Below are 19,181 nucleotides of genomic sequence, written 5' to 3'. Positions count from 1 at the left end.
TCGATCCTATCCGGGCGAGCCGGCATCCGGCTCATCGCGGTTCCGCGAGACGCTTAGGCAGAAGCCTTCGGCGTCAGAACCTGGCGACCGCGGTACATGCCGGTCTTCAGGTCGATGTGGTGCGGACGGCGCAGTTCGCCGGAGTTCTTGTCTTCGATGTAGGTCGGAGCCTTCAGACCGTCAGCCGAGCGGCGCATACCGCGCTTGGACGGGCTTGTTTTTCTTTTCGGTACAGCCATTTCTCTTACTCCACTTGACGGGACGAAACGTGATTTTCCAGCCGGATACCCGGCGGCAAACCGCGTTCGATATCGGGAATTGGCCGGGCTTATACATGCCTCGCCCGCGGTTGACCAGTCCCTATGGCAATTTTTTCGCCCTCGAATGCCTGATTTTTAAGGCTGTAGAGTCGGTTACGGCTCAGGCTTCATCTTCCGGCACAATCCAGGGCTCTGCCAGGGCCGCCGTTTCCCAGGCCTTCCAGGCCGGATGCGCCTTCACCGCCGCCATATAGGCGAGCACGGTCTGGTCGCGGGTCAGTTCATAGGTTTCGAAGCGGTTGACGACCGGGGCGAACATGGCGTCGGCGGCCGAAAACGCGCCGAACAGGAACGGGCCACCCGAGGCCGCCAGCCGCTCGCGCCACAGCGATTCGATGCGGGCGACGTCGTCCATGACGCCGTCGGGCAGTTCGATGGCGCGCTTCGGGCGGCGGATGTTCATCGGGCAGGCATTGCGGATGGCGCGGAAGCCGCCGAGCATCTCCGTCGACAGCACGCGGGCGAGCGCCCGATCCACGCGCGCCTTCGGCCACAGGCCGGCATCGGGATAAAGCTCGGCGACATATTCGATGATCGCCAGTGATTCCCAGATCTTCAGGCCGTCATGAACCAGCAGCGGTACGCGGCCGCTCGGCGAAACGGCGCGGATGGCGGGATTGCCGGCCGGGAAATCGAAAGGGATCAGTTCCTCCCGGAAGGGAATGCCGGCGGCGGTGAGCGCAATCCAGGGTCGCATCGACCAGGAGGAATAGTTCTTGTTGCCGATATAGAGGGTCAGGTCTTCCATGGTCCGGGCGTCTTTCGATGAGGTCTCTGTCGCAATCGCAGCATGGCCCTGCAAAGGCCGGTGATCCAGCCCCGGGGGCTGATATCAGTCATAAAGACATTTGATGTAATCGCCGGATGCGCGGGCGCGGTGTTCGATGACCGCGGCCAGGCGCCGCATGCCGCGGCCGGGCTTGCTGGCGATGCGAATGGCGGGATTGGGCAGCGACACGGCCAGCAGCGCCGCCTGCTTCCTGGAGATCTTCGAGGCCGGGATCTTGAAATGATAGCGCGAGGCCGCCTCGATGCCGTAGATGCCCGGGCCCCATTCGGCGATATTGAGGTAGATCTCCATCAGCCGCCGCTTCGACCAGACGAAATCCGCCGACATGGCGAGCGGCACTTCCAGCCCCTTGCGCACGAAGGAGCGGCTGTTCCACAGGAACAGGTTTTTCGCCGTCTGCATGGGAATGGTGCTGGCGCCGCGCGTCTGCTCGCCGGCCAGCGCATCCTCGACGACGCCGCGCATCTGGCTCCAGTCGACGCCGCCATGCATGCAGAACTGGCCGTCTTCCGACATCATCACCGCCTTCACCAGTTCGGGCGAGATGTTTTCGAAATCCACCCAGCGCCGGTCGTAGCCGCGCAGCAGCGCCAGATCGGCCAGCATCAGCGTCGAGACCGGATGCACGAAGGGCAGCAGATAGAGCAGCATCAACGCATAGGGGAGGGCGACGATCGCGCCGACGCCGAGAACGAGGCGGCGGCGATGGCGGGTGACGAAACCGCGAGTCCCGGCCCAAAAACCCTGCCTTCCCTGGGGCATGGGCTCCTCTTCGGGCTTCGTCTCGGGGGTGATTTCCAAAGTCACATCATCCGCGCCTGGGTTTAGCGGGCCTGTCGTCCTGCCGCACCTCTTTGCGCGAACCGCCCTCTTCCGGTTCTCATATCGTTTCAGCCGCCGCAAGGAAAGCGCCAGCGTCCCGCAAGGGCTGGAAGTTTCGACAATTCACATTGCCTTGGGCCGGCCCGCATGGCAAACAGCGGCCATGAACACGCCGACCGCCGCCTTCGAGACCCGCCTGGAACTTTGCGCCACGCAAGTGGAGGCGCTGCTGGCCCGCCTGCTGGGCGATACGCCGCAGGCCGACGAGATCGCCCGGCCCGCGCGGCTGATGGCGGCGATGCGCCATGGGGCGCTCAATGGCGGCAAGCGGCTGCGCCCCTTCCTGGTGGTCGAAAGCGCGGCGCTTCTCTCCGGCAATGCCGGCGCCGCGCTCCGCGTCGGGGCGGCGCTGGAATGCGTCCATTGTTACTCGCTCGTCCATGACGATCTGCCGGCAATGGATGACGACGACACCCGCCGCGGCCAGCCGACGGTTCACATCCAATACGACGAGGCGACCGCGATCCTTGCCGGCGACAGCCTGCTGACCCTCGCCTTCGATATCATCGCCGCGCCGGAAACGCCGCTCGACGACTGTCGCAAGGTGGAATTGATGCTGGCCCTGTCACGCGCCGCCGGTATCGGCGGCATGGCCGGCGGGCAGATGTTCGACCTGCAGGCGGAAACCGAAAACCCGGACGAGGCCGGCATCATCAGGCTGCAGGCGATGAAGACGGGGGCGCTGATCCGCTTTGCCTGCGAAGCGGGCGCGATCCTTGCCGGCGCCAATGACGATGGCCGTTCGCGGTTGCGCCGCTTCGGCGAGAAGATCGGCCTTGCCTTCCAGCTTTCCGACGACCTGCTCGATCTGACCGCCGATGCCGCGACGCTCGGCAAGGCGACGGGCAAGGATGTCGCGCGCGGCAAGGGCACGCTGCCCTCGCTGCATGGCATCGCCTGGACGGAGGCGCGGCTGGCCGCGCTGGTCAGCGAGGCGGAAGCGCTGCTCGAACCTTATGGGCCGCGCGCCGAAGCCTTGTTGCAGGCCGCGCGCTTTATTGCGCATCGCCGCCATTGAGCCGCGTTGGAGACGGTTGACAAGCGCGCCGCCGCTATCGAAGATCGCGCGCGATAAAGGGGTCCTCCTATGCCTGTCGATCTGTCCGAGTTTTTCCTCAATCCGCGCAGCTTTCTCAAGCACAACCTTCTGGTCATGAACACGTCGGCGGACGGCGTCTGCGGTTCGCAGACGCCGGTGCTCGGCAACTTTACCATCGAGCCCGACCTGCGCTACGACAACGTCAAGCGCAAATCCAAATATTTCTGGAAGGATGCGCATGGCATCGAGGTGCTGAAGGTCAGCTGGAAGGGCGGCAGCGGCAACGGCACGGTACCGGGCATCTGGCTGCCTTATGAGGCCAACCAGTGCCGCACAGCGACGTTGTCCAACGACGTGCCCTTCATGTTCACCGCGCCGATGAGCGGTTGTTCCTTTGCGCTGTCGACGTTCAAGAACGGCTCGGCGCGTGTCGCGCATGTCAATTTCCAGACCGATGACGGCCATATCGACACCGCCAAGATGCAGGCGAATGTCGGCGGCTTCAGCAAGACCGTCGGCCGCAACGACTATCGCAACAAGGTGCGCGGCAAGACCGTCGCGCCGGAACGCGAAGCCGGCCTGCTGATGACCGTCGTCGGCGTCAACGACCGCAAGAAGGGCTGGAAATTTTATGGCCAGCAATATGAGCTGAACCTGATGAACGGCACCGCGGAGTATATCGAGCTGATGGATTTGAACTAAGGCTTTTCCGCTTTTCCTGGAAAAGCGCCGGCGGCGGCCTATTCGGCCGCCGTCTTCTGCCCGAAACGCTTCTCGATGTAATCGATCACCAGCGCCTCGAAATCGGCGGCGATGTTGGGGCCGCGCAGCGTCATCGCCTTCTGGCCGTCGATGAAGACGGGGGCGGCGGGCGATTCGCCGGTGCCGGGCAGCGAGATGCCGATATCGGCATGCTTGCTTTCGCCGGGACCGTTGACGATGCAGCCCATGACCGCGACGTTCAGCGCCTCGACGCCCGGATATTTCTCGCGCCAGACCGGCATGTTCTTGCGCAGGTCGTTCTGGATGTTCTGGGCGAGTTCCTGGAAGACAGTGGACGTGGTGCGCCCGCAGCCCGGACAGGCGGCGACGACCGGCACGAACTGGCGGAAACCCATGACCTGCAGCAGTTCCTGCGCCACCTGCACCTCACGGGTGCGGTCGCCGTTCGGCTCCGGCGTCAGGGACACGCGGATCGTATCGCCGATGCCGTGCTGCAGCACGTAGCCCATGGCGGCCGACGACGCGACGATGCCCTTGGAGCCCATGCCGGCCTCGGTGAGGCCGAGATGCAGGGCGTGGTCGGAGCGCTCCGCCAGCATCGAATAGACGGCGATCAGGTCCTGCACCTGGCTGACCTTGGCCGAGAGGATGATGCGATTGCGCGCCAGGCCGATTTCTTCCGCGAGATTGGCCGAGATCAGCGCCGATTGCACGATCGCCTCGCGCGTCACCTGCCGGGCCGAAAGCGGAAAGCCCTCCGCCTTGTTGCGATCCATCAGCGCGGTCAGCAGTTCCTGGTCGAGCGAGCCCCAGTTGACGCCGATGCGCACCGGTTTGTCGTAACGGATCGCCATTTCGACGATATCGCCGAACTGCTTGTCCTTCTTGTCCTTGAAGCCGACATTGCCGGGATTGATGCGGTACTTCGCCAGCGCCTCGGCGCAAGCCGGGTGATCGGCAAGCAGCTTGTGGCCGATATAATGGAAATCGCCGACCAGCGGCACGTCCAGCCCAAGCCGCAGCAGCCGCTCGCGGATTTTCGGCACGGCGGCGGCACTTTCGTCGCGGTCGACGGTGATGCGCACGATCTCGGAGCCGGCCTTGAACAGGGCTGCGACCTGGGCGACGGTGGCGTCGATATCGGCGGTATCGGTGTTGGTCATCGACTGCACGACAACCGGCGCGCCGCCGCCGACGATGACGCCGCCGACATCGACGGCGACAGAGGCGCGGCGCGTTTTCGGATCATAATCAGAGGACATCGGGTCTCATCCGCAGATTTCGCTGCCTTTCAGGTGGCCGAAGCATTGTGGCTTGTCAACCGCGTGGCGCATCACAATTGCCGGATGACGTCGCTCATTTGATGCTGTCGGCATGACGCGCAAGGTTCGACAGGATGAGCACGACGATGAACAGCACCGGCAGCGCCAGAAACACCACCGCAAACCCGGTATGTTCGGCGACGAAGCCGATCAGCGACGGCGCAAACAGCATGCCGGAATAGCCGAGGAAGGTGGCGACGGAAATGCCGACGCCCGGCGCCAGCCCCGGCATGTTGCCCGCGGCCGAGAAGGCAATCGGCACCATGTTGGAAATGCCGATGCCGGCGATGGCGAAGCCGATAATGACGGTGGCGGCATTCGGGGCGAGGCCGGCCATGGTCATGCCGATGATGGCGAGCACGGCGCTGATGCGCATGGTGCGCACGGCGCCCAGGCGATCGCGCAGCAGATCGCCGGCAAAACGCATGATCGCCATAGTCAGCGAGAAGGCGGCGTATGCGAAGCCGGAGAGGGTGACGGAAGCGCCGAGTTCCTTGCGCAGGTAGAGCGCGCCCCAATCGAGGATCGAGCCTTCCGGCACCATGCAGAACAGCGCGACGATGCCGATCAGCCAAGGCAGCGGCGTCATCGGCAGCTTCGCCTTCGGCTTGTCTTCGTCGGGATGCGGCTGGTCCTTCAGCACCATCGGCCAGGCGATCGCCAGCATGGCGGCGGCAAGCGCCGTCAGCAGGAAGGCATGGGTCATGACGCCCGCATGGGCGATGACGAAGCCGCCGATGCCGGCGCCGATCAGCCCGCCGAGGCTCCAGAAGGCATGGCAGGAGGACATGATCGACCGGCGCATGGATTTTTCCACCTCGACGGCGTTGGCGTTCATGGCGACGTCCATGGCGCCGGCGAAACCGCCGAACAGGAACATCGAGGCGGCGCCGAGCCAGGCATTGCCAGCCAGCGATACGAAGAGCAGCGTCGGCACCAGGCAGATGGCCAGCACCTTGGCGACCAACATCGAGCCGTGACGGGCGATCTGCGCGCCGCCGAGCGGCATCATCACCAGCGAGCCGATGCCGAACGTCAGGATCATGAGGCCGAGCTGGCCCTCGGTCAGTGCCAGGCGTGTGGCGAATTCGGGAATTTTCGGCGCCCAGGAGCCGATCATGAAGCCGTTCATCAAAAACAGCAGCGACACGCCGATGCGCGGCTTGGGAAACAGGCCGGCCAAGGGGGAAGCGACAGAGCCGCGAATCGGTCCATCCATGATATATCACTCCTTCGAATTGCGGCCGACCATATTTAAATCGATTGAATTTTCAAGCTGACACGCGCGGGCCTTGCGTCACATTTTATTTCAGCACGTGAACGGTGCCGAGGTGGGCAGGCGCGATCTCTGGTAAGGTCGGCGCCTTCGGCTGTCAAACCCGGCAAGGATGCGAATTCTGGCCATTGACGGGATGTGCGGGCTGGATCACTGTGACGCCAGCGTCGATTTCAGGCGCATTTTTCCGCAAACGCCGGCGTTCCCCTCGGGGCGCCTTTTCTTTTTGGTGCATCGGTGAAAAGCTCGATCGGGATCGGCATTCTGCTGACAAGTCTCGCCTATTTCCTGTTCACCGGGCACGATGTCACCATCAAGCTGCTGGTCGAGACATTGCCGGTCTGGCAGATCCTGTTCATGCGATCGCTGACGATCCTGGTCGCCTGCTTCGCGGTCGGGCGCGGCGATCTGGTGCGGCGGCTGGTGCATTCGCCGATCCAGAAGCCGATGGCGGTGCGCAGCCTGTTCCTGCTGACCGCGTGGCTGTCCTATTATACCGCCGCGCGAACGCTGCCGCTGGCCGAGCTGACGACGCTCTATTTCGCCGCGCCCGTGGTCGCCACCGTGCTGGCGGCGCTGGTCCTCAAGGAAGAGGTGTCGTGGCCGCGCTGGCTGGCGGTCGCGGTCGGCTTCGCCGGCGTGGTCATCGCCAGCAATCCGGCGGGGCTTTCCCTGTCGCTGCCGGTCTATCTCGCCTTGCAGGCGGCCTGTCTCTGGGCAACCGGCACCATCCTCCTGCGCAAGACGGCGATGGCGGAAAAGAGCATCGTACAGATGTCGATGTCGAACCTGTTCTTCCTGGTGATGACCGGCATCGTCGTGCTCTTCGTCTGGAAGACGCCGACGCCGGGCGAGGCGGTGCTGCTGATGGCGACCGGGGCAATCGGCGGCATCGCGCAATTCGCCTTCTTCGAGGGCATGCGCCGCGCGCCTGTCTCGGTTCTGGCGCCGTTCGAATATACCTCGCTGGTGTGGGCTTTCGCGCTCGGTTATCTCGTCTGGGGCGATGTGCCGAAGGTCGGCGTCATTGTCGGAGCGGTGCTGATCGTCTCGGCCGGGCTGATCATCATCGTCAGCGAACGCAGGCGTCCGGTGACGGCATGAAAAAGGCCGGCGTTGCGGCCGGCCTCCTGCATTTCGGGTATGGGCGCCGGTCAGGCGCCGTAGACGATCAGCAGATCCTTGGTGTCGATCTGGTCGCCGGCCTTGACCAGCACTTCCGAGATCGTGCCGTCCTTCTCGGCGTGCAGGGCGGTTTCCATCTTCATGGCTTCGATGGAGAGCAGCACGTCGCCGGCCTTGACCGTCTGGCCGGCGGAGACGGCGACCGTCGAGATGACGCCCGGCATCGGCGCGCCGAGATGGCCGGCATTGCCGGTTTCGGCCTTGCGGCGGGCAATCGACGCGGCGGCGCGGTTGCGATCCGGCACCTTGATCAGGCGTGGCTGGCCGTTCAGCTCGAAGAACACCTTGACCATGCCCTGTTCGTCCGGGTCGCTCTTGGCCTGCAGCAGCACGACCAGCGTCTTGCCCTTCTCGATTTCCGGCAGCACCTCGCCGCCGGTCGGCAGGCCGTAGAAATAGGCCGGCGTCGGCAGAACGCTGACCGGGCCATAGGTATCGGCGGCCAGCGCGTAGTCGGTGAAGACCTTGGGATACATGAGATAGGAGGCAAACTCGAAGTCTGACACCTCGCGCTCCAGCTTGGCCTCGATGGCCTTGCGTTCCGCATCCAGATCGGCCGGCGGCAGAAGCGAGCCGGGCACGGCGGTATAGGGTTCCTCGCCCTTCAGCGCCTTCTTCTGCAGCGCCTGCGGCCAGCCGCCCGGGGGCTGGCCGAGATCGCCCTTCAGCATCGAGACCACCGAATCCGGGAAGGCGATATCCTTGGCCGGGTTCTCGACATCGGCGACGGTCAGATCCTGCGAGACCATCATCAACGCCATGTCGCCGACCACCTTGGAGGAGGGCGTCACCTTGACGATATCGCCGAACATACGGTTGGCGTCGGCATAGGCCTGCGCCACCTGGTGCCAGCGGGTTTCGAGACCGAGCGAGCGGGCCTGCTCCTTGAGGTTGGTGAACTGGCCGCCCGGCATTTCATGCAGGTAGACTTCCGAGGCCGGGCCCTTGAGGTCGCTTTCGAAGGCGGCATACTGGTTGCGCACCGCTTCCCAGTAGAAGGAGATGCGGCGGATCCATTCGGGATCGAGGCCGGGATCGCGTTCCGAACCCTTCAGCGCCTCGACGATCGAGCCAAGGCAGGGCTGAGACGTCGTGCCGGAGAAGGCGTCCATCGCCGCATCGACCACATCGACGCCGGCATCGACGGCGGCCAGCACGGTGGCGGCGGCAATGCCGGAGGTGTCGTGGGTGTGGAAATGGATCGGCAGGTCGGTCGCCTCGCGCAGCGCCTTGAACAGCTGCTTTGCGGCCGCCGGCTTCAGCAGGCCGGCCATGTCCTTGACCGCGATCATGTGGGCGCCGGCCCGTTCCAGTTCGGCAGCGAGCGCGGTATAGTATTTCAGGTCGTATTTCGGGCGGGCGGAATTGAGGAGGTCGCCGGTGTAGCAGATCGCCGCCTCGCAGATGCGGTTTTCCTCGGCGACGGCGTCCATGGAGACGCGCATGTTCTCCACCCAGTTGAGGCAGTCGAAGACGCGGAAGACGTCGATGCCGCCCTTGGCCGCCTGGCGGACGAAGTATTTGACGACATTGTCGGGATAGTTCTTGTAGCCGACGCCGTTGGCGCCGCGCAGCAGCATCTGCAGCAGGATGTTGGGCGCGGCCTCGCGGATCAGCGACAGGCGTTCCCAGGGGTCTTCGGTCAGGAAGCGCATGGAGACGTCGAAGGTTGCGCCGCCCCAGCATTCCAGCGAGAACAGGTTCGGCAGGGCGCGGGCATAGGTGCCGGCGACGCGGGCGATGTCATAGGTGCGCATGCGGGTCGCCAGCAGCGACTGGTGGCCATCGCGCATGGTGGTGTCGGTCAGAAGCACCGGCTTTTCAGCGCGTACCCATTCGGCGAATTTCTTCGGGCCGAGTTCGTCAAGCTTCTGCTTGGTGCCGTCGGTCAGGGCTGCGTGGATCCAGGGAATGACCGGTCTGGCCGCATCCGGGTTCGGCTTCGGCCGACCCTTGGCTTCCGGGTGACCGTTGACGGTGACGTCGGCCAGATAGGTGAGCAGCTTGGTGGCGCGATCCTGACGCTTGACCTGCTGGAACAGTTCCGGCGTCGAATCGATGAAACGCGTGGTGTAGCTGTTGTCCTTGAACTTGGCGTGGCCGATGATCGCCTCGAGGAAGGTCAGGTTGGTGGCGACGCCGCGAATGCGGAATTCGCGCAAAGCGCGGTCCATGCGGGCGATGGCTTCCAGCGGGCTCGGCGCCCAGGCGGTGACCTTGACCAGCAGCGGATCGTAGAAACGGGTGATGACCGCGCCCGGATAGGCGGTGCCACCGTCCAGGCGGATGCCGAAGCCGGAGGCAGAGCGATAACCGGTGATGCGGCCATAATCCGGAATGAAGTTCTGCTCCGGGTCTTCGGTGGTGATGCGGCATTGCAGCGCATGGCCGTTGAGGCGGATGTCTTCCTGTTTCGGTACGCCCGAGTCCGGCGAACCGATGGCGAAGCCCTCGAGGATGTGGATCTGGGCCTTGACGATGTCGATGCCGGTCACGACCTCGGTGACGGTATGCTCGACCTGGATGCGCGGATTGACCTCGATGAAGTAGAATTTTCCGGTATCCGCATCCATCAGATATTCGACGGTGCCGGCGCCGACATAATCGGTCGCCCTGGCGATGCGCAGCGAATAATCGGCCAGTTCCTGGCGCTGCGCCTCCGACAGATAGGGCGCCGGCGCGCGCTCGACGACCTTCTGGTTGCGGCGCTGGATGGAACAATCGCGCTCGAACAGATGCACGACATTGCCGTGGGTGTCGCCCAGCACCTGGCTTTCGACGTGGCGGGCGCGCTCGACCAGCTTTTCGAGATAGACCTCGTCCTTGCCGAAGGCGGCCTTGGCTTCACGCTTGGCCTCGGTCACCTCGCGGGCGAGATCGGCCTCGGCGCGGATGGCGCGCATGCCGCGCCCGCCGCCGCCCCAGGAGGCTTTCAGCATCACCGGATAACCGATCTCGGCGGCCATGCGGGCAATCTCGGCCATGTCGTCGGGCAGCGGCCCGGTGGCCGGCACGACGGGAACGCCGACGGAAATGGCAAGGTTGCGGGCGGCGACCTTGTTGCCGAGCTGGCGCATGGTCGCAGCTCTCGGGCCGATGAAGGTGATGCCGGCCGCATCGCAGGCATCGACGAATTCCGGGCTTTCCGACAGCAGGCCGTAGCCGGGATGGATGGCGTCGGCGCCAGAAAGCTTCGCGACGCGGATCACCTCGTCGATGGAAAGATAGCTCTCGATCGGCCCGAGATCGCGATCCAGATGCGGACCGCGGCCGATCTGGTAGCTCTCATCGGCCTTGAACCGGTGCAGCGCGAGTTTGTCTTCCTCCGCCCATATCGCCACCGTTTTTATGCCCAGCTCATTGGCGGCGCGAAACACGCGAATGGCAATTTCGGAACGATTGGCAACAAGGATCTTCTTGATCGACAACGGCAGTCTCCCCAACAGCGCGAACGGGCAATGCTGCACCCGCGAAGTAAATCTGTAGCCGCTTGCGTCGGGATGTCAATTTCCCGGGGGGTCATGTGGTGTCATAATTGCGGCAGCACATTTTTTTGCGCCTGTCGCGATCGCAAGACGCGATGCGCAGTTCACGCGGCTGGATCAGCCGATCATGCCCAGCCGAAAAGCCAGCGCGACGAGATGATGCCGGTTGCGGGCCTCGAACTTGTCCTGCAGGCCGTTCACATACCAGTCGACGGTGTGGGTGGAGATCTTCATCACCTTGCCGATCTCGTTGGAGGTCAGGCCGGCGGCGAGGCAATCCAGCACCTCGCTTTCGCGCCGCGTTAGCGTGAAGGCGGCCGGCAGGCCGTCGCTTACGGCATCGGAGAAGCTGCGAAACAGCAGCCGCGCGGCGGCATCGAACAGCGCCAGATCCAGCGTCGTCAGCATGGTGTTGCCGCCAAGCGCCAGGCTGCCGGCGAAGCCGCGGCCGGTATGGATGGGAAAGACATAACCCTCGCACCAGCGCATCGCCGATGTTCCCGCCGGCTCGCCACGCGGCTTTCGAGTGCGTTTTGCGGCGGACAGCGCGTCGCGGATGCGAAAGCCGCCACGGGCGGTTCGCAACTGCTGCAGCACGGGATCGGGAAGACTGGCGTTCAGCGCTTCGGGTGCGGCGAAACATTTTCCCGCCAGCGCCGCCGTGCCTTCGCCGCCATGGCGCAGCAGCAGGTAGGCCCCGAAACCGTAAAGGCCGAGCGCCGCTTCGAAGTCCCGGATCAGATCCTCCGATGTCGCCGTTTCTTCCGCGGCGCCCAGCATTCTGATGATCGGTTGCGTCTGCACTGTGGTTTTTCTCGGTGTGGGATGAAGGGCCAGGCCCATGCTCGTCATGCGTTCAATTCAAGGCTGTGCTTTATTCAAATTGCGTATCTGTGCAATTGCTAAATGGAGTTGCACGGGTAATTTTTGTCGCTCACGCCCTGGGTGTGGCACCAAGCCCGCACTTTGCGGCAGGCGGCGTTATTTTTTGCGCTGCACAATCGCCGGTCCGATTGTTAATCCTGAGTTCAGGTAGCCTTCGCTAGTCTTGGCATCAATCATCCTAATTCGGTGCACAAGAGGAAACGACGTGTCCCTATTTCAGGTCTATGCAAGGGCGTTGCAGTATCTTGCTACATACCGACTGCGCGTCTCCATGGTGGTTGTCGCCAACATCGTGCTGGCCGTCATCACGATCGCCGAGCCGATCCTGTTCGGCCGCATCATCGACGCCATCTCGTCCAAGACCGAAGTGACGCCCATGCTGCTGATGTGGGCCGCCTTCGGCGTGTTCAACACCATCGCCTTCGTGGCCGTGGCGCGCCAGGCCGACCGACTGGCGCATGGCCGCCGCGCGACGCTGCTGACGGAAGCCTTCGGCCGCATCATCTCCATGCCGCTGTCGTGGCACAACCAGCGCGGCACGTCGAACGCGCTGCATACGCTGCTGCGCGCCAGTGAAACCCTGTTCGGCCTGTGGCTGGAGTTCATGCGCACGCATCTGGCGACCGCCGTGGCGCTGGCGCTGCTGATCCCGACCGCGATCTCGATGGACTACCGCCTGTCGATCGTCCTTATCGTGCTCGGCATCGCCTATTGGTTCATCGGCCGTCTGGTGATGAGCCGCACCAAGGAAGGTCAGGCCGCCGTCGAGAACCATTACCACACCGTCTTCTCGCATGTCAGCGACGCGATCTCGAACGTTTCGGTGGTCCATAGCTACAACCGCATCGACGCCGAGACCAAGGCGCTGAAATCCTTCACGGAAAAGCTGCTTTCGGCCCAGTATCCGGTGCTCGACTGGTGGGCGCTGGCCAGCGCGCTGAACCGCATGGCCTCGACCATCTCGATGATGATCATCCTCGTCATCGGCACGGTGCTGGTCCAGCGCGGTGAGCTGCGCGTCGGCGATGTCGTCGCCTTCATCGGCTTCGCCACGCTGCTGATCGGCCGCCTCGACCAGATGCGCGCCTTCGTGACCCAGATCTTCGAAGCCCGCGCCAAGCTGGAAGACTTCTTCAAGCTGGAGGATTCGGTGCGCGAACGCGAGGAGCCCGCCAATGCCGGCGACCTCGGCCAGGTCAAGGGTACGGTCGAGTTCCGCGACGTCTCGTTCGAATTCGCCAACACCAATCAGGGTGTGCGCGACGTGTCGTTCACCGTCAAGGCCGGCCAGACGATCGCCATCGTCGGCCCGACCGGCTCGGGCAAGACGACGCTGATCAACCTGCTGCAGCGCGTCTACGAGCCGCACAAGGGCCAGATCCTGATCGACGGCACCGATATCGCGTCGGTGACCCGCAAGTCGCTGCGCCGCTCCATCGCCACGGTGTTCCAGGATGCCGGCCTGATGAACCGCACGATCAGCGACAATATCCGCCTGGGGCGCGAAGACGCCAGCGACGAGGACGTGGTCAAGGCCGCCGCAGCTGCCGCCGCCGCCGACTTCATCGAAAGCCGCAACAGCGGCTACGACACGCCGGTCGGCGAACGCGGCAACCGCCTTTCGGGCGGCGAGCGCCAGCGCATCGCCATCGCCCGCGCCATCCTCAAGGATGCGCCGATCCTGGTGCTCGACGAGGCGACCAGCGCGCTCGACGTCGAAACCGAGGAGCGGGTCAAAGGTGCCATCGACAATCTGCGCCGCGACCGCACCACCTTCATCATCGCCCACCGGCTGTCGACGGTGCGCGAGGCCGATCTGGTCATCTTCCTCGACGAGGGCCGGGTCGTGGAAATGGGCGGCTTCCAGGAGCTCAGCCAGAGCAACGGCCGTTTCGCCGCCCTGCTGCGCGCCAGCGGCATCCTTACCGACGAGGAAGTCCGCAAGGCCCACGCGGCCGAGCCGGAAGCGGCCTGACCCCCTTGCATGCCTCACCGGGCCGGCGGAGCGATCCGCCGGCCTTTTTACGTCCTCCCGTTGCTGCGAAAACGGAACAAAGCCCTGCTTTCGGCCATTAAAGAGCCATGGTTGGCGAGGCCGGAGAAAGGGGAGGCGATGAGTCGGCAGGCAGAGGCGAAGGATCCCGACGTCATTTCCGATGACGGCCATGGGCGCGATGCCGAGGCGCCGCACGAAATCCCCAAGCGCGGCCTGCGCGACGTGTTCTGGCGGGTCGTCTCGGAAGTATCCGAGGATCGCGTGACCTTGATCGCCGCCGGCGTCACCTATTACCTGCTGCTGGCGCTGTTCCCGGCCTTGACGGCGCTGGTGTCCTTGTACGGCCTTGTCGCCGATCCCACGACGATCTCGGGTCATATCGGTTTTCTCGTCACGATCCTGCCGCCGGGTTCCTTCGACATCATCACAGACCAGCTTTCAGCGCTGACGATGCAGAAGACCGCAACGCTCGGCTTCGGTTTCTTCGGCGGCCTGATGGTGGCGCTATGGAGCGCCAACAACGGCGTGAAGGCACTGTTCGAGGCGATGAACATCGCTTACGGCGAAGAGGAGAAGCGCAGCTTCATTCGCCTCAACCTGATGTCGCTGCTCTTCACCTTCGGGGCACTGGTGGCGGCGGTGACGATGATCTTCTGCATCGGCATCATGCCGGTGATCCTTGCCTATGTCTGGCTCGACCGCTGGCTGGAAACCCTGGCCTTCGTGGCGCGCTGGCCGCTCATCCTTCTGCTGGTCGCCGGCGGTATCCTGCTGATCTATCGCTTCGGGCCGAGCCGTGAGAGGGCGCGCCTGTCTTGGCTGAGCTGGGGCGCGCTGTTCAGCACGGCGCTCTGGCTGGTCGCCTCCATCGGCTTCAGCTTCTATCTCAACAATTTCGCCCATTACAACGTCACCTATGGTGCGCTCGGCACGCTGATCGGCTTCATGGTCTGGACGTGGATTTCGGTGATCATCCTGATCGTCGGCGCCGAGATCAACGCTGAACTGGAGCACCAGACGGCGCGCGACACGACAACCGGCGCGCCAAGGCCGATCGGCGAGCGTGGCGCCTATGTCGCCGATACCGTCGGCGAGGCCGTTCCCTGACGCTCAGGCGTGGCCGGCGGTCAGCAGCGCGATGATGTCTTCCGCGGCTGCGGGGCGAGAGATCGCGTAGCCTTGCAGGATATGGCAGCCGATCTTCGCCAGGAGATCGGCATGGGCCCCGGTTTCGACACCCTCGGCGATCACCTCGATGTTCAGCGCCCGGGCGATGCCGATGATCGATTCGACAAGGCTCAGTTGCTCCGAGGAGCGGGTGACCGGCATCACCAGCCGGCGATCGATCTTCAACCGGTTCGGCTTCAGTCGTACCAGCCCGACGATCGAAGCATGGCCGGAGCCGAAATCGTCGACCTCCAGATCGATATGCATTTGCCTGAGACGGTCCAGCGTGGCGACGGTTTCGCTTTCGATGTCGTCGAGGAAAATGGTCTCCAGCAGCTCGAAGCTCAGCGTTCCCGGCTCCGGCGCCCGCGCCTCGATCTGGGCGATGAGATCGGCGTCGTTCAGCCGCGCCGCCGAAATGTTCACCGACAGACGCGGAACCGACAGGCCAAGCGCCTGCCAGCAGCGCCGGTGTTCGAGCACGGCGTCGAGCATGGCGGCATCGAGCTGGCCGGCCAGGCCGGCATGTTCGACCATCGGCAGGAAGGCGGCCGGCGCCAGCAGGCCGAGGTCGGGATGTTGCCAGCGGGCCAGCGCCTCCATGGCGACGATGCGCCGCGTTTGCGCATCCACCTGCACCTGATAGAAAGGCACGATCTCGCGGCGTTCGAGCCCGAGCTTGAATTCTTCGGTCAGCCGGCGCTCGCGGCGGATCCCGGCGCGCATGGCGGTGGAAAACACCTCCGCCCGGCCGCGCCCGGCGCGCTTGGCGGCGGAAAGGGCGATGTCGGAATCGGCGAGCAGCGACGTGATGGCGCCGTTCATCGTCCAGGCGACCCCGACCGAGACGCTGGTGCGGATCGGTTTGTCGCCAAAGCGGGCAGCCTGTTTCTGCCGCCGCACGATCGCCTCGGCCACGGCCCGCACTGCCTCTTCGGACTCGAAATCCGGGATCAACACCACGAATTCGTCGCCGCCGATGCGGGCGGAGAAACTGGATCGCGGCACTTCCGCCACGATGCTGGCCGCCGTTGCCGTCAGCACGGCATCGCCGCCGGCATGACCGAAACCATCGTTGACCTGTTTGAAATTGTCGATGCCGACATGCAGGATCGCCAGCCGTTTCAGGTCGGCCAAGGCGCCGAGCCGCAGAAATTCGCGGTCGAGGCTGCGCCGGTTCGGCAGGCCGGTGAGGTAGTCATGCTCGGCGGCGTGAGCGATCTGGCGACGGCTTTCCTCCAGCGCCACGGCGCGGTCCTCGGCAATTGCTTTCTGCTCGGCCAGTTGCTGGGTCAGGCGCACGTCGGCGGTGATGTCCCATTCGGCGCCGAGCATGGCCGGCGGGCCGTCCTCCTCGAAATAATGGGCGCGAGAGCGGATATGGCGGATTTCGCCGGAGGGCAGGATGATGCGGAAATCCGAGGCATAGGGCCCACGCGCCGCCACCGCCGCATCGAAATCGGCAATCGCCGTCGCCTGATCGTCAGGATGGATCGCGTGAACCCACAGCCGCGGGCGCACCACCTCCGCGGTCTCGCCGGTCTGATAAAGGGCGTGCATCTGCGGATCCCAGCGAATTTCGTTCGTCGCCAGATTGTGCTCCCACACGCCGATATGCGAGGATTCGAGGGCAAATCTGAGCCGCCGGATGACGGCGCGCAATTCCTCCAGGGTCCGGGCCGATGTCATGGGCCTCCCAAGCTCTCTAAAAACAGGCATGTGTCGGCCCTCTGGCGGCCGGCACGAACGCTTCACTGGCCGCCAGTCTGCCCCCATCACATTAAGAATGGCTTTCCGCCGCCGCGCACGCGGGAAAATGCCGAGCCTCCCGTTGCGCGCGGAGAAACAGGGTGAATGGCGGATTAATTATCGACCAAATGACTAGAGATAGTTGACTCGTGGCTGCAATGTGGCATCTTTGTGTCAAAGGGCGGATGCCCTTGAGGACCAATCTTGCGATGAGGTGCCGATGTTCTATCTTGGTGGACTGTCACTTGGATACCTGACCCCTTACCCGGCCGTGCCTGAGACGGCCCCGGCGCTCAGCCTGTGCCAGACCAAGACCGCAGACCAACCGCCTGTCGCTTCGATGTTTAGCGATCGTGACGACCGCCCCAGGGATGACGACCGGCTGCGGCCCATCGTCTGGCCCTGGCATCTTTTCTGCTGACGCGCAGGGCTTTGCGGGGAGGTAAATTTTTCTCCCCGGCGTCGAAAGACGGAAAACTGTCCCTGTGTTCTTTGTCGGGATAGTCTATCAATTAAGTAGACAGAGGGGCCGATGGTCCCTCCGCCGAGGTCGATGGGATGGGGCCTGCCGCCCGCATCCGCCCCAAGAATTTGGAGACACCCATGGCGCATTACCATACGAGCATCGATACCAAGCCGGCCCGGGCGCGACGGGCTTTGTTCCACAGGGCGCTGAACGGCGCGCTGTTTGCAGCCGCTTTCCTTTTCGTGGTCGCCCTGGTTTGCGGCATCCTGCCGTAATCCCGATGCAGCGACGCGGCTGCTTCGAAGCCATGGACTTTATGCCGCCGCCCGTGGGGCCGTGCAGAACATCCCCGATCATCGCTCGGGGATTTTTTGTTTTCGGCCGGTGGAAACGAAAAGGGCCGGAGCGGCGTCCCGCTCCGGCCCTTTTCGTCATTCATGGCCGGCGCCGGTCAGCCGCCGAGGTTGCGCTTGGCGAGCGTGCGCAGGCGCAGCGCATTGAGCTTGATGAAGCCGGCGGCGTCCTTCTGGTCGTAGGCGCCCTGGTCGTCTTCGAAGGTGACCAGCTTGTCGGAATAGAGCGACTTGTTCGACTCGCGGCCGATGACCATGACATTGCCCTTGTAGAGCTTCAGCGTCACTTCGCCCTCGACATCCTTCTGGCTGAGGTCGATGGCGGCCTGCAGCATCTGGCGCTCCGGCGAGAACCAGAAGCCGTAATAGATCAGCTCCGCATAACGCGGCATCAGGTCGTCCTTGAGATGGGCCGCGCCGCGATCCAGGGTGATGCTTTCGATGGCGCGGTGGGCGGCCAGCAGGATGGTGCCGCCGGGGGTTTCGTAGACGCCGCGGCTCTTCATGCCGACGAAGCGGTTTTCCACGAGGTCGAGGCGGCCGATGCCGTTGTCGCGGCCGTAATCGTTGAGCTTGGCCAGCAGGGTGGCCGGCGACAGGCGCACGCCGTTGATCGAGACGGCATCGCCCTTTTCGAAGCCGATCTTGATGATCGTCGCCTGGTCGGGGGCGGCTTCCGGCGAGATGGTGCGCATATGCACGTATTCGGGGGCCTCCTGGGCCGGGTCTTCGAGAACCTTGCCCTCGGAGGAGGAGTGCAGGAGGTTGGCGTCGACGGAGAAGGGGGCTTCGCCCTTCTTGTCCTTGGCGACCGGGATCTGGTGCTTCTCGGCGAATTCGAGCAGGTCGGTGCGGCTCTTGAACGACCAGTCGCGCCAGGGCGCGATGATCTTGATGTCGGGGTTCAGCGCATAGGCCGAAAGCTCGAAACGGACCTGGTCGTTGCCCTTGCCGGTAGCGCCGTGGGCAATGGCGTCGGCGCCCGTCTTGCGGGCGATGTCGATCAGATGCTTGGAGATCAGCGGCCGGGCAATCGAGGTGCCGAGCAGGTAGACGCCCTCGTAGACGGCATTGGCGCGGAACATCGGGAAGACGAAATCGCGCACGAATTCCTCGCGCACGTCCTCGACGTAGATCTCCTTGATGCCGAGCATCTCGGCCTTCTTGCGCGCCGGCTCAAGCTCCTCGCCCTGGCCGAGATCGGCGGTGAAGGTCACGACCTCGGCGCCCAGTTCCGTCTGCAGCCATTTCAGGATGATCGACGTGTCGAGGCCGCCGGAATAGGCGAGAACCACTTTCTTGACTTGCGGATGAGATGCCATGATGAAGATCCGTTCGAATATGCGCGGCTCAGGACCGCCGTCGATGATAGGGATGGCCGGCACTTTTAGCGAGATTGGCGCGCCGCGCAAGGGTTTGCAGGCCCATGATTTGACTTCGCTGCAATGCACACCATATCGATGGCCTGCCATCGGCGCCGTGCCATCGCAAAACTGTGAAACAGCTTTGCGATAACCGCATGCGATCAAGCAACATGAACCAT

The 19,181-nt window shown here is 64.0% G+C and carries 16 protein-coding genes; 7 read left to right on the top strand and 9 right to left on the bottom strand.

Annotated elements, in window-relative coordinates:
* Nucleotides 1-53: 53 nt before the first annotated feature.
* The 3 genes from rpmF to mtgA form a co-directional block, all read right to left on the bottom strand.
* Complete coding sequence (gene rpmF, locus P7F60_RS13670) at nt 54-239, bottom strand: 50S ribosomal protein L32 (protein ID WP_109459508.1); 186 nt, start codon at nt 237-239, stop codon at nt 54-56.
* A gap of 181 nt (nt 240-420) precedes the next feature.
* Nucleotides 421-1,068 (bottom strand): glutathione S-transferase family protein, encoded by a 648-nt coding sequence (locus P7F60_RS13665; protein WP_277918293.1) that lies wholly within the window; start codon nt 1,066-1,068, stop codon nt 421-423.
* Between the two features lie 84 nt (nt 1,069-1,152).
* Entirely contained in the window at nt 1,153-1,872 is a 720-nt protein-coding gene (gene mtgA, locus P7F60_RS13660; protein WP_277918292.1) for a monofunctional biosynthetic peptidoglycan transglycosylase, read from the bottom strand.
* Nucleotides 1,873-2,095: 223 nt separating this feature from the next.
* On the opposite strand from mtgA, the gene P7F60_RS13655 reads away from it, so the two are divergent.
* Both P7F60_RS13655 and P7F60_RS13650 read left to right on the top strand, forming a co-directional pair.
* Entirely contained in the window at nt 2,096-3,010 is a 915-nt protein-coding gene (locus tag P7F60_RS13655; RefSeq protein ID WP_277918291.1) for a polyprenyl synthetase family protein, read from the top strand.
* 69 nt (nt 3,011-3,079) lie between these two features.
* The gene (locus P7F60_RS13650) at nt 3,080-3,733 is read left to right on the top strand and encodes a hypothetical protein (protein ID WP_277918290.1); all 654 of its coding nucleotides are present in this window, start codon (nt 3,080-3,082) and stop codon (nt 3,731-3,733) included.
* Nucleotides 3,734-3,771: 38 nt separating this feature from the next.
* Here the strand turns inward: P7F60_RS13650 and ispG are convergent, their stop codons facing one another.
* Together ispG and P7F60_RS13640 are read right to left on the bottom strand one after the other, a co-directional pair.
* Complete coding sequence (gene ispG, locus P7F60_RS13645; protein ID WP_277918289.1) at nt 3,772-5,016, bottom strand: flavodoxin-dependent (E)-4-hydroxy-3-methylbut-2-enyl-diphosphate synthase; 1,245 nt, start codon at nt 5,014-5,016, stop codon at nt 3,772-3,774.
* A gap of 94 nt (nt 5,017-5,110) precedes the next feature.
* Nucleotides 5,111-6,295, bottom strand: coding sequence for an MFS transporter (locus P7F60_RS13640; protein WP_277918288.1), 1,185 nt, complete (start codon nt 6,293-6,295; stop codon nt 5,111-5,113).
* A gap of 294 nt (nt 6,296-6,589) precedes the next feature.
* Here P7F60_RS13640 and P7F60_RS13635 point away from each other — a divergent pair, with 294 nt between their 5' ends.
* Nucleotides 6,590-7,456 carry a DMT family transporter gene (locus tag P7F60_RS13635; RefSeq protein WP_277918287.1) on the top strand — a complete coding sequence of 289 codons (867 nt, stop codon included), beginning with the start codon at nt 6,590-6,592 and terminating at the stop codon, nt 7,454-7,456.
* 50 nt (nt 7,457-7,506) lie between these two features.
* Here P7F60_RS13635 and pyc read toward each other — a convergent pair whose 3' ends face one another.
* Together pyc and P7F60_RS13625 are read right to left on the bottom strand one after the other, a co-directional pair.
* Nucleotides 7,507-10,965 (bottom strand): pyruvate carboxylase, encoded by a 3,459-nt coding sequence (pyc, locus tag P7F60_RS13630; RefSeq protein WP_277918286.1) that lies wholly within the window; start codon nt 10,963-10,965, stop codon nt 7,507-7,509.
* 174 nt (nt 10,966-11,139) lie between these two features.
* A complete protein-coding gene (locus P7F60_RS13625; RefSeq protein ID WP_277918285.1) occupies nt 11,140-11,826 on the bottom strand; it encodes a LuxR C-terminal-related transcriptional regulator in 687 nt (228 codons plus the stop codon).
* 286 nt (nt 11,827-12,112) lie between these two features.
* On the opposite strand from P7F60_RS13625, the gene P7F60_RS13620 reads away from it, so the two are divergent.
* Together P7F60_RS13620 and P7F60_RS13615 are read left to right on the top strand one after the other, a co-directional pair.
* Nucleotides 12,113-13,882 (top strand): glucan ABC transporter ATP-binding protein/ permease, encoded by a 1,770-nt coding sequence (locus tag P7F60_RS13620; protein ID WP_277918284.1) that lies wholly within the window; start codon nt 12,113-12,115, stop codon nt 13,880-13,882.
* Between the two features lie 138 nt (nt 13,883-14,020).
* A complete protein-coding gene (locus P7F60_RS13615; protein WP_277918283.1) occupies nt 14,021-15,010 on the top strand; it encodes a YihY/virulence factor BrkB family protein in 990 nt (329 codons plus the stop codon).
* 3 nt (nt 15,011-15,013) lie between these two features.
* On the opposite strand, the gene P7F60_RS13610 is transcribed toward P7F60_RS13615, so the two are convergent.
* Nucleotides 15,014-16,759, bottom strand: coding sequence for a GGDEF domain-containing phosphodiesterase (locus tag P7F60_RS13610; protein ID WP_277918282.1), 1,746 nt, complete (start codon nt 16,757-16,759; stop codon nt 15,014-15,016).
* Nucleotides 16,760-17,422: 663 nt separating this feature from the next.
* Between P7F60_RS13610 and P7F60_RS13605 the strand changes: the two genes are divergently transcribed.
* A complete protein-coding gene (locus P7F60_RS13605) occupies nt 17,423-17,560 on the top strand; it encodes a hypothetical protein (protein ID WP_277918281.1) in 138 nt (45 codons plus the stop codon).
* 176 nt (nt 17,561-17,736) lie between these two features.
* Here the strand turns inward: P7F60_RS13605 and P7F60_RS13600 are convergent, their stop codons facing one another.
* A complete protein-coding gene (locus P7F60_RS13600; RefSeq protein WP_277918280.1) occupies nt 17,737-18,960 on the bottom strand; it encodes an argininosuccinate synthase in 1,224 nt (407 codons plus the stop codon).
* Between P7F60_RS13600 and P7F60_RS13595 the strand changes: the two genes are divergently transcribed.
* Nucleotides 18,959-19,153 carry a hypothetical protein gene (locus P7F60_RS13595; protein WP_277918279.1) on the top strand — a complete coding sequence of 65 codons (195 nt, stop codon included), beginning with the start codon at nt 18,959-18,961 and terminating at the stop codon, nt 19,151-19,153. The two genes, P7F60_RS13600 and P7F60_RS13595, sit on opposite strands and share 2 nt — an antisense overlap.
* The last annotated feature ends 28 nt before the right edge of the window (nt 19,154-19,181 follow it).

This window comes from Rhizobium sp. YJ-22, from assembly GCF_029601685.1.
GTDB lineage: Bacteria > Pseudomonadota > Alphaproteobacteria > Rhizobiales > Rhizobiaceae > Metarhizobium.
This window is presented reverse-complemented; position numbering and strand designations above follow the sequence as displayed.

Coding starts and splice junctions, on each gene's coding strand:
- P7F60_RS13610 (WP_277918282.1), bottom strand. CDS start 16,759: ATGACATCGGCCCGGACCCTGGAGGAATTGCGCGCCGTCATCCGGCGG.
- P7F60_RS13595 (WP_277918279.1), top strand. CDS start 18,959: ATGATGAAGATCCGTTCGAATATGCGCGGCTCAGGACCGCCGTCGATG.
- P7F60_RS13655 (WP_277918291.1), top strand. CDS start 2,096: ATGAACACGCCGACCGCCGCCTTCGAGACCCGCCTGGAACTTTGCGCC.
- P7F60_RS13600 (WP_277918280.1), bottom strand. CDS start 18,960: ATGGCATCTCATCCGCAAGTCAAGAAAGTGGTTCTCGCCTATTCCGGC.
- ispG (WP_277918289.1), bottom strand. CDS start 5,016: ATGTCCTCTGATTATGATCCGAAAACGCGCCGCGCCTCTGTCGCCGTC.
- P7F60_RS13640 (WP_277918288.1), bottom strand. CDS start 6,295: ATGGATGGACCGATTCGCGGCTCTGTCGCTTCCCCCTTGGCCGGCCTG.
- mtgA (WP_277918292.1), bottom strand. CDS start 1,872: ATGCCCCAGGGAAGGCAGGGTTTTTGGGCCGGGACTCGCGGTTTCGTC.
- rpmF (WP_109459508.1), bottom strand. CDS start 239: ATGGCTGTACCGAAAAGAAAAACAAGCCCGTCCAAGCGCGGTATGCGC.
- P7F60_RS13605 (WP_277918281.1), top strand. CDS start 17,423: ATGGCGCATTACCATACGAGCATCGATACCAAGCCGGCCCGGGCGCGA.
- P7F60_RS13615 (WP_277918283.1), top strand. CDS start 14,021: ATGAGTCGGCAGGCAGAGGCGAAGGATCCCGACGTCATTTCCGATGAC.
- P7F60_RS13665 (WP_277918293.1), bottom strand. CDS start 1,068: ATGGAAGACCTGACCCTCTATATCGGCAACAAGAACTATTCCTCCTGG.
- P7F60_RS13650 (WP_277918290.1), top strand. CDS start 3,080: ATGCCTGTCGATCTGTCCGAGTTTTTCCTCAATCCGCGCAGCTTTCTC.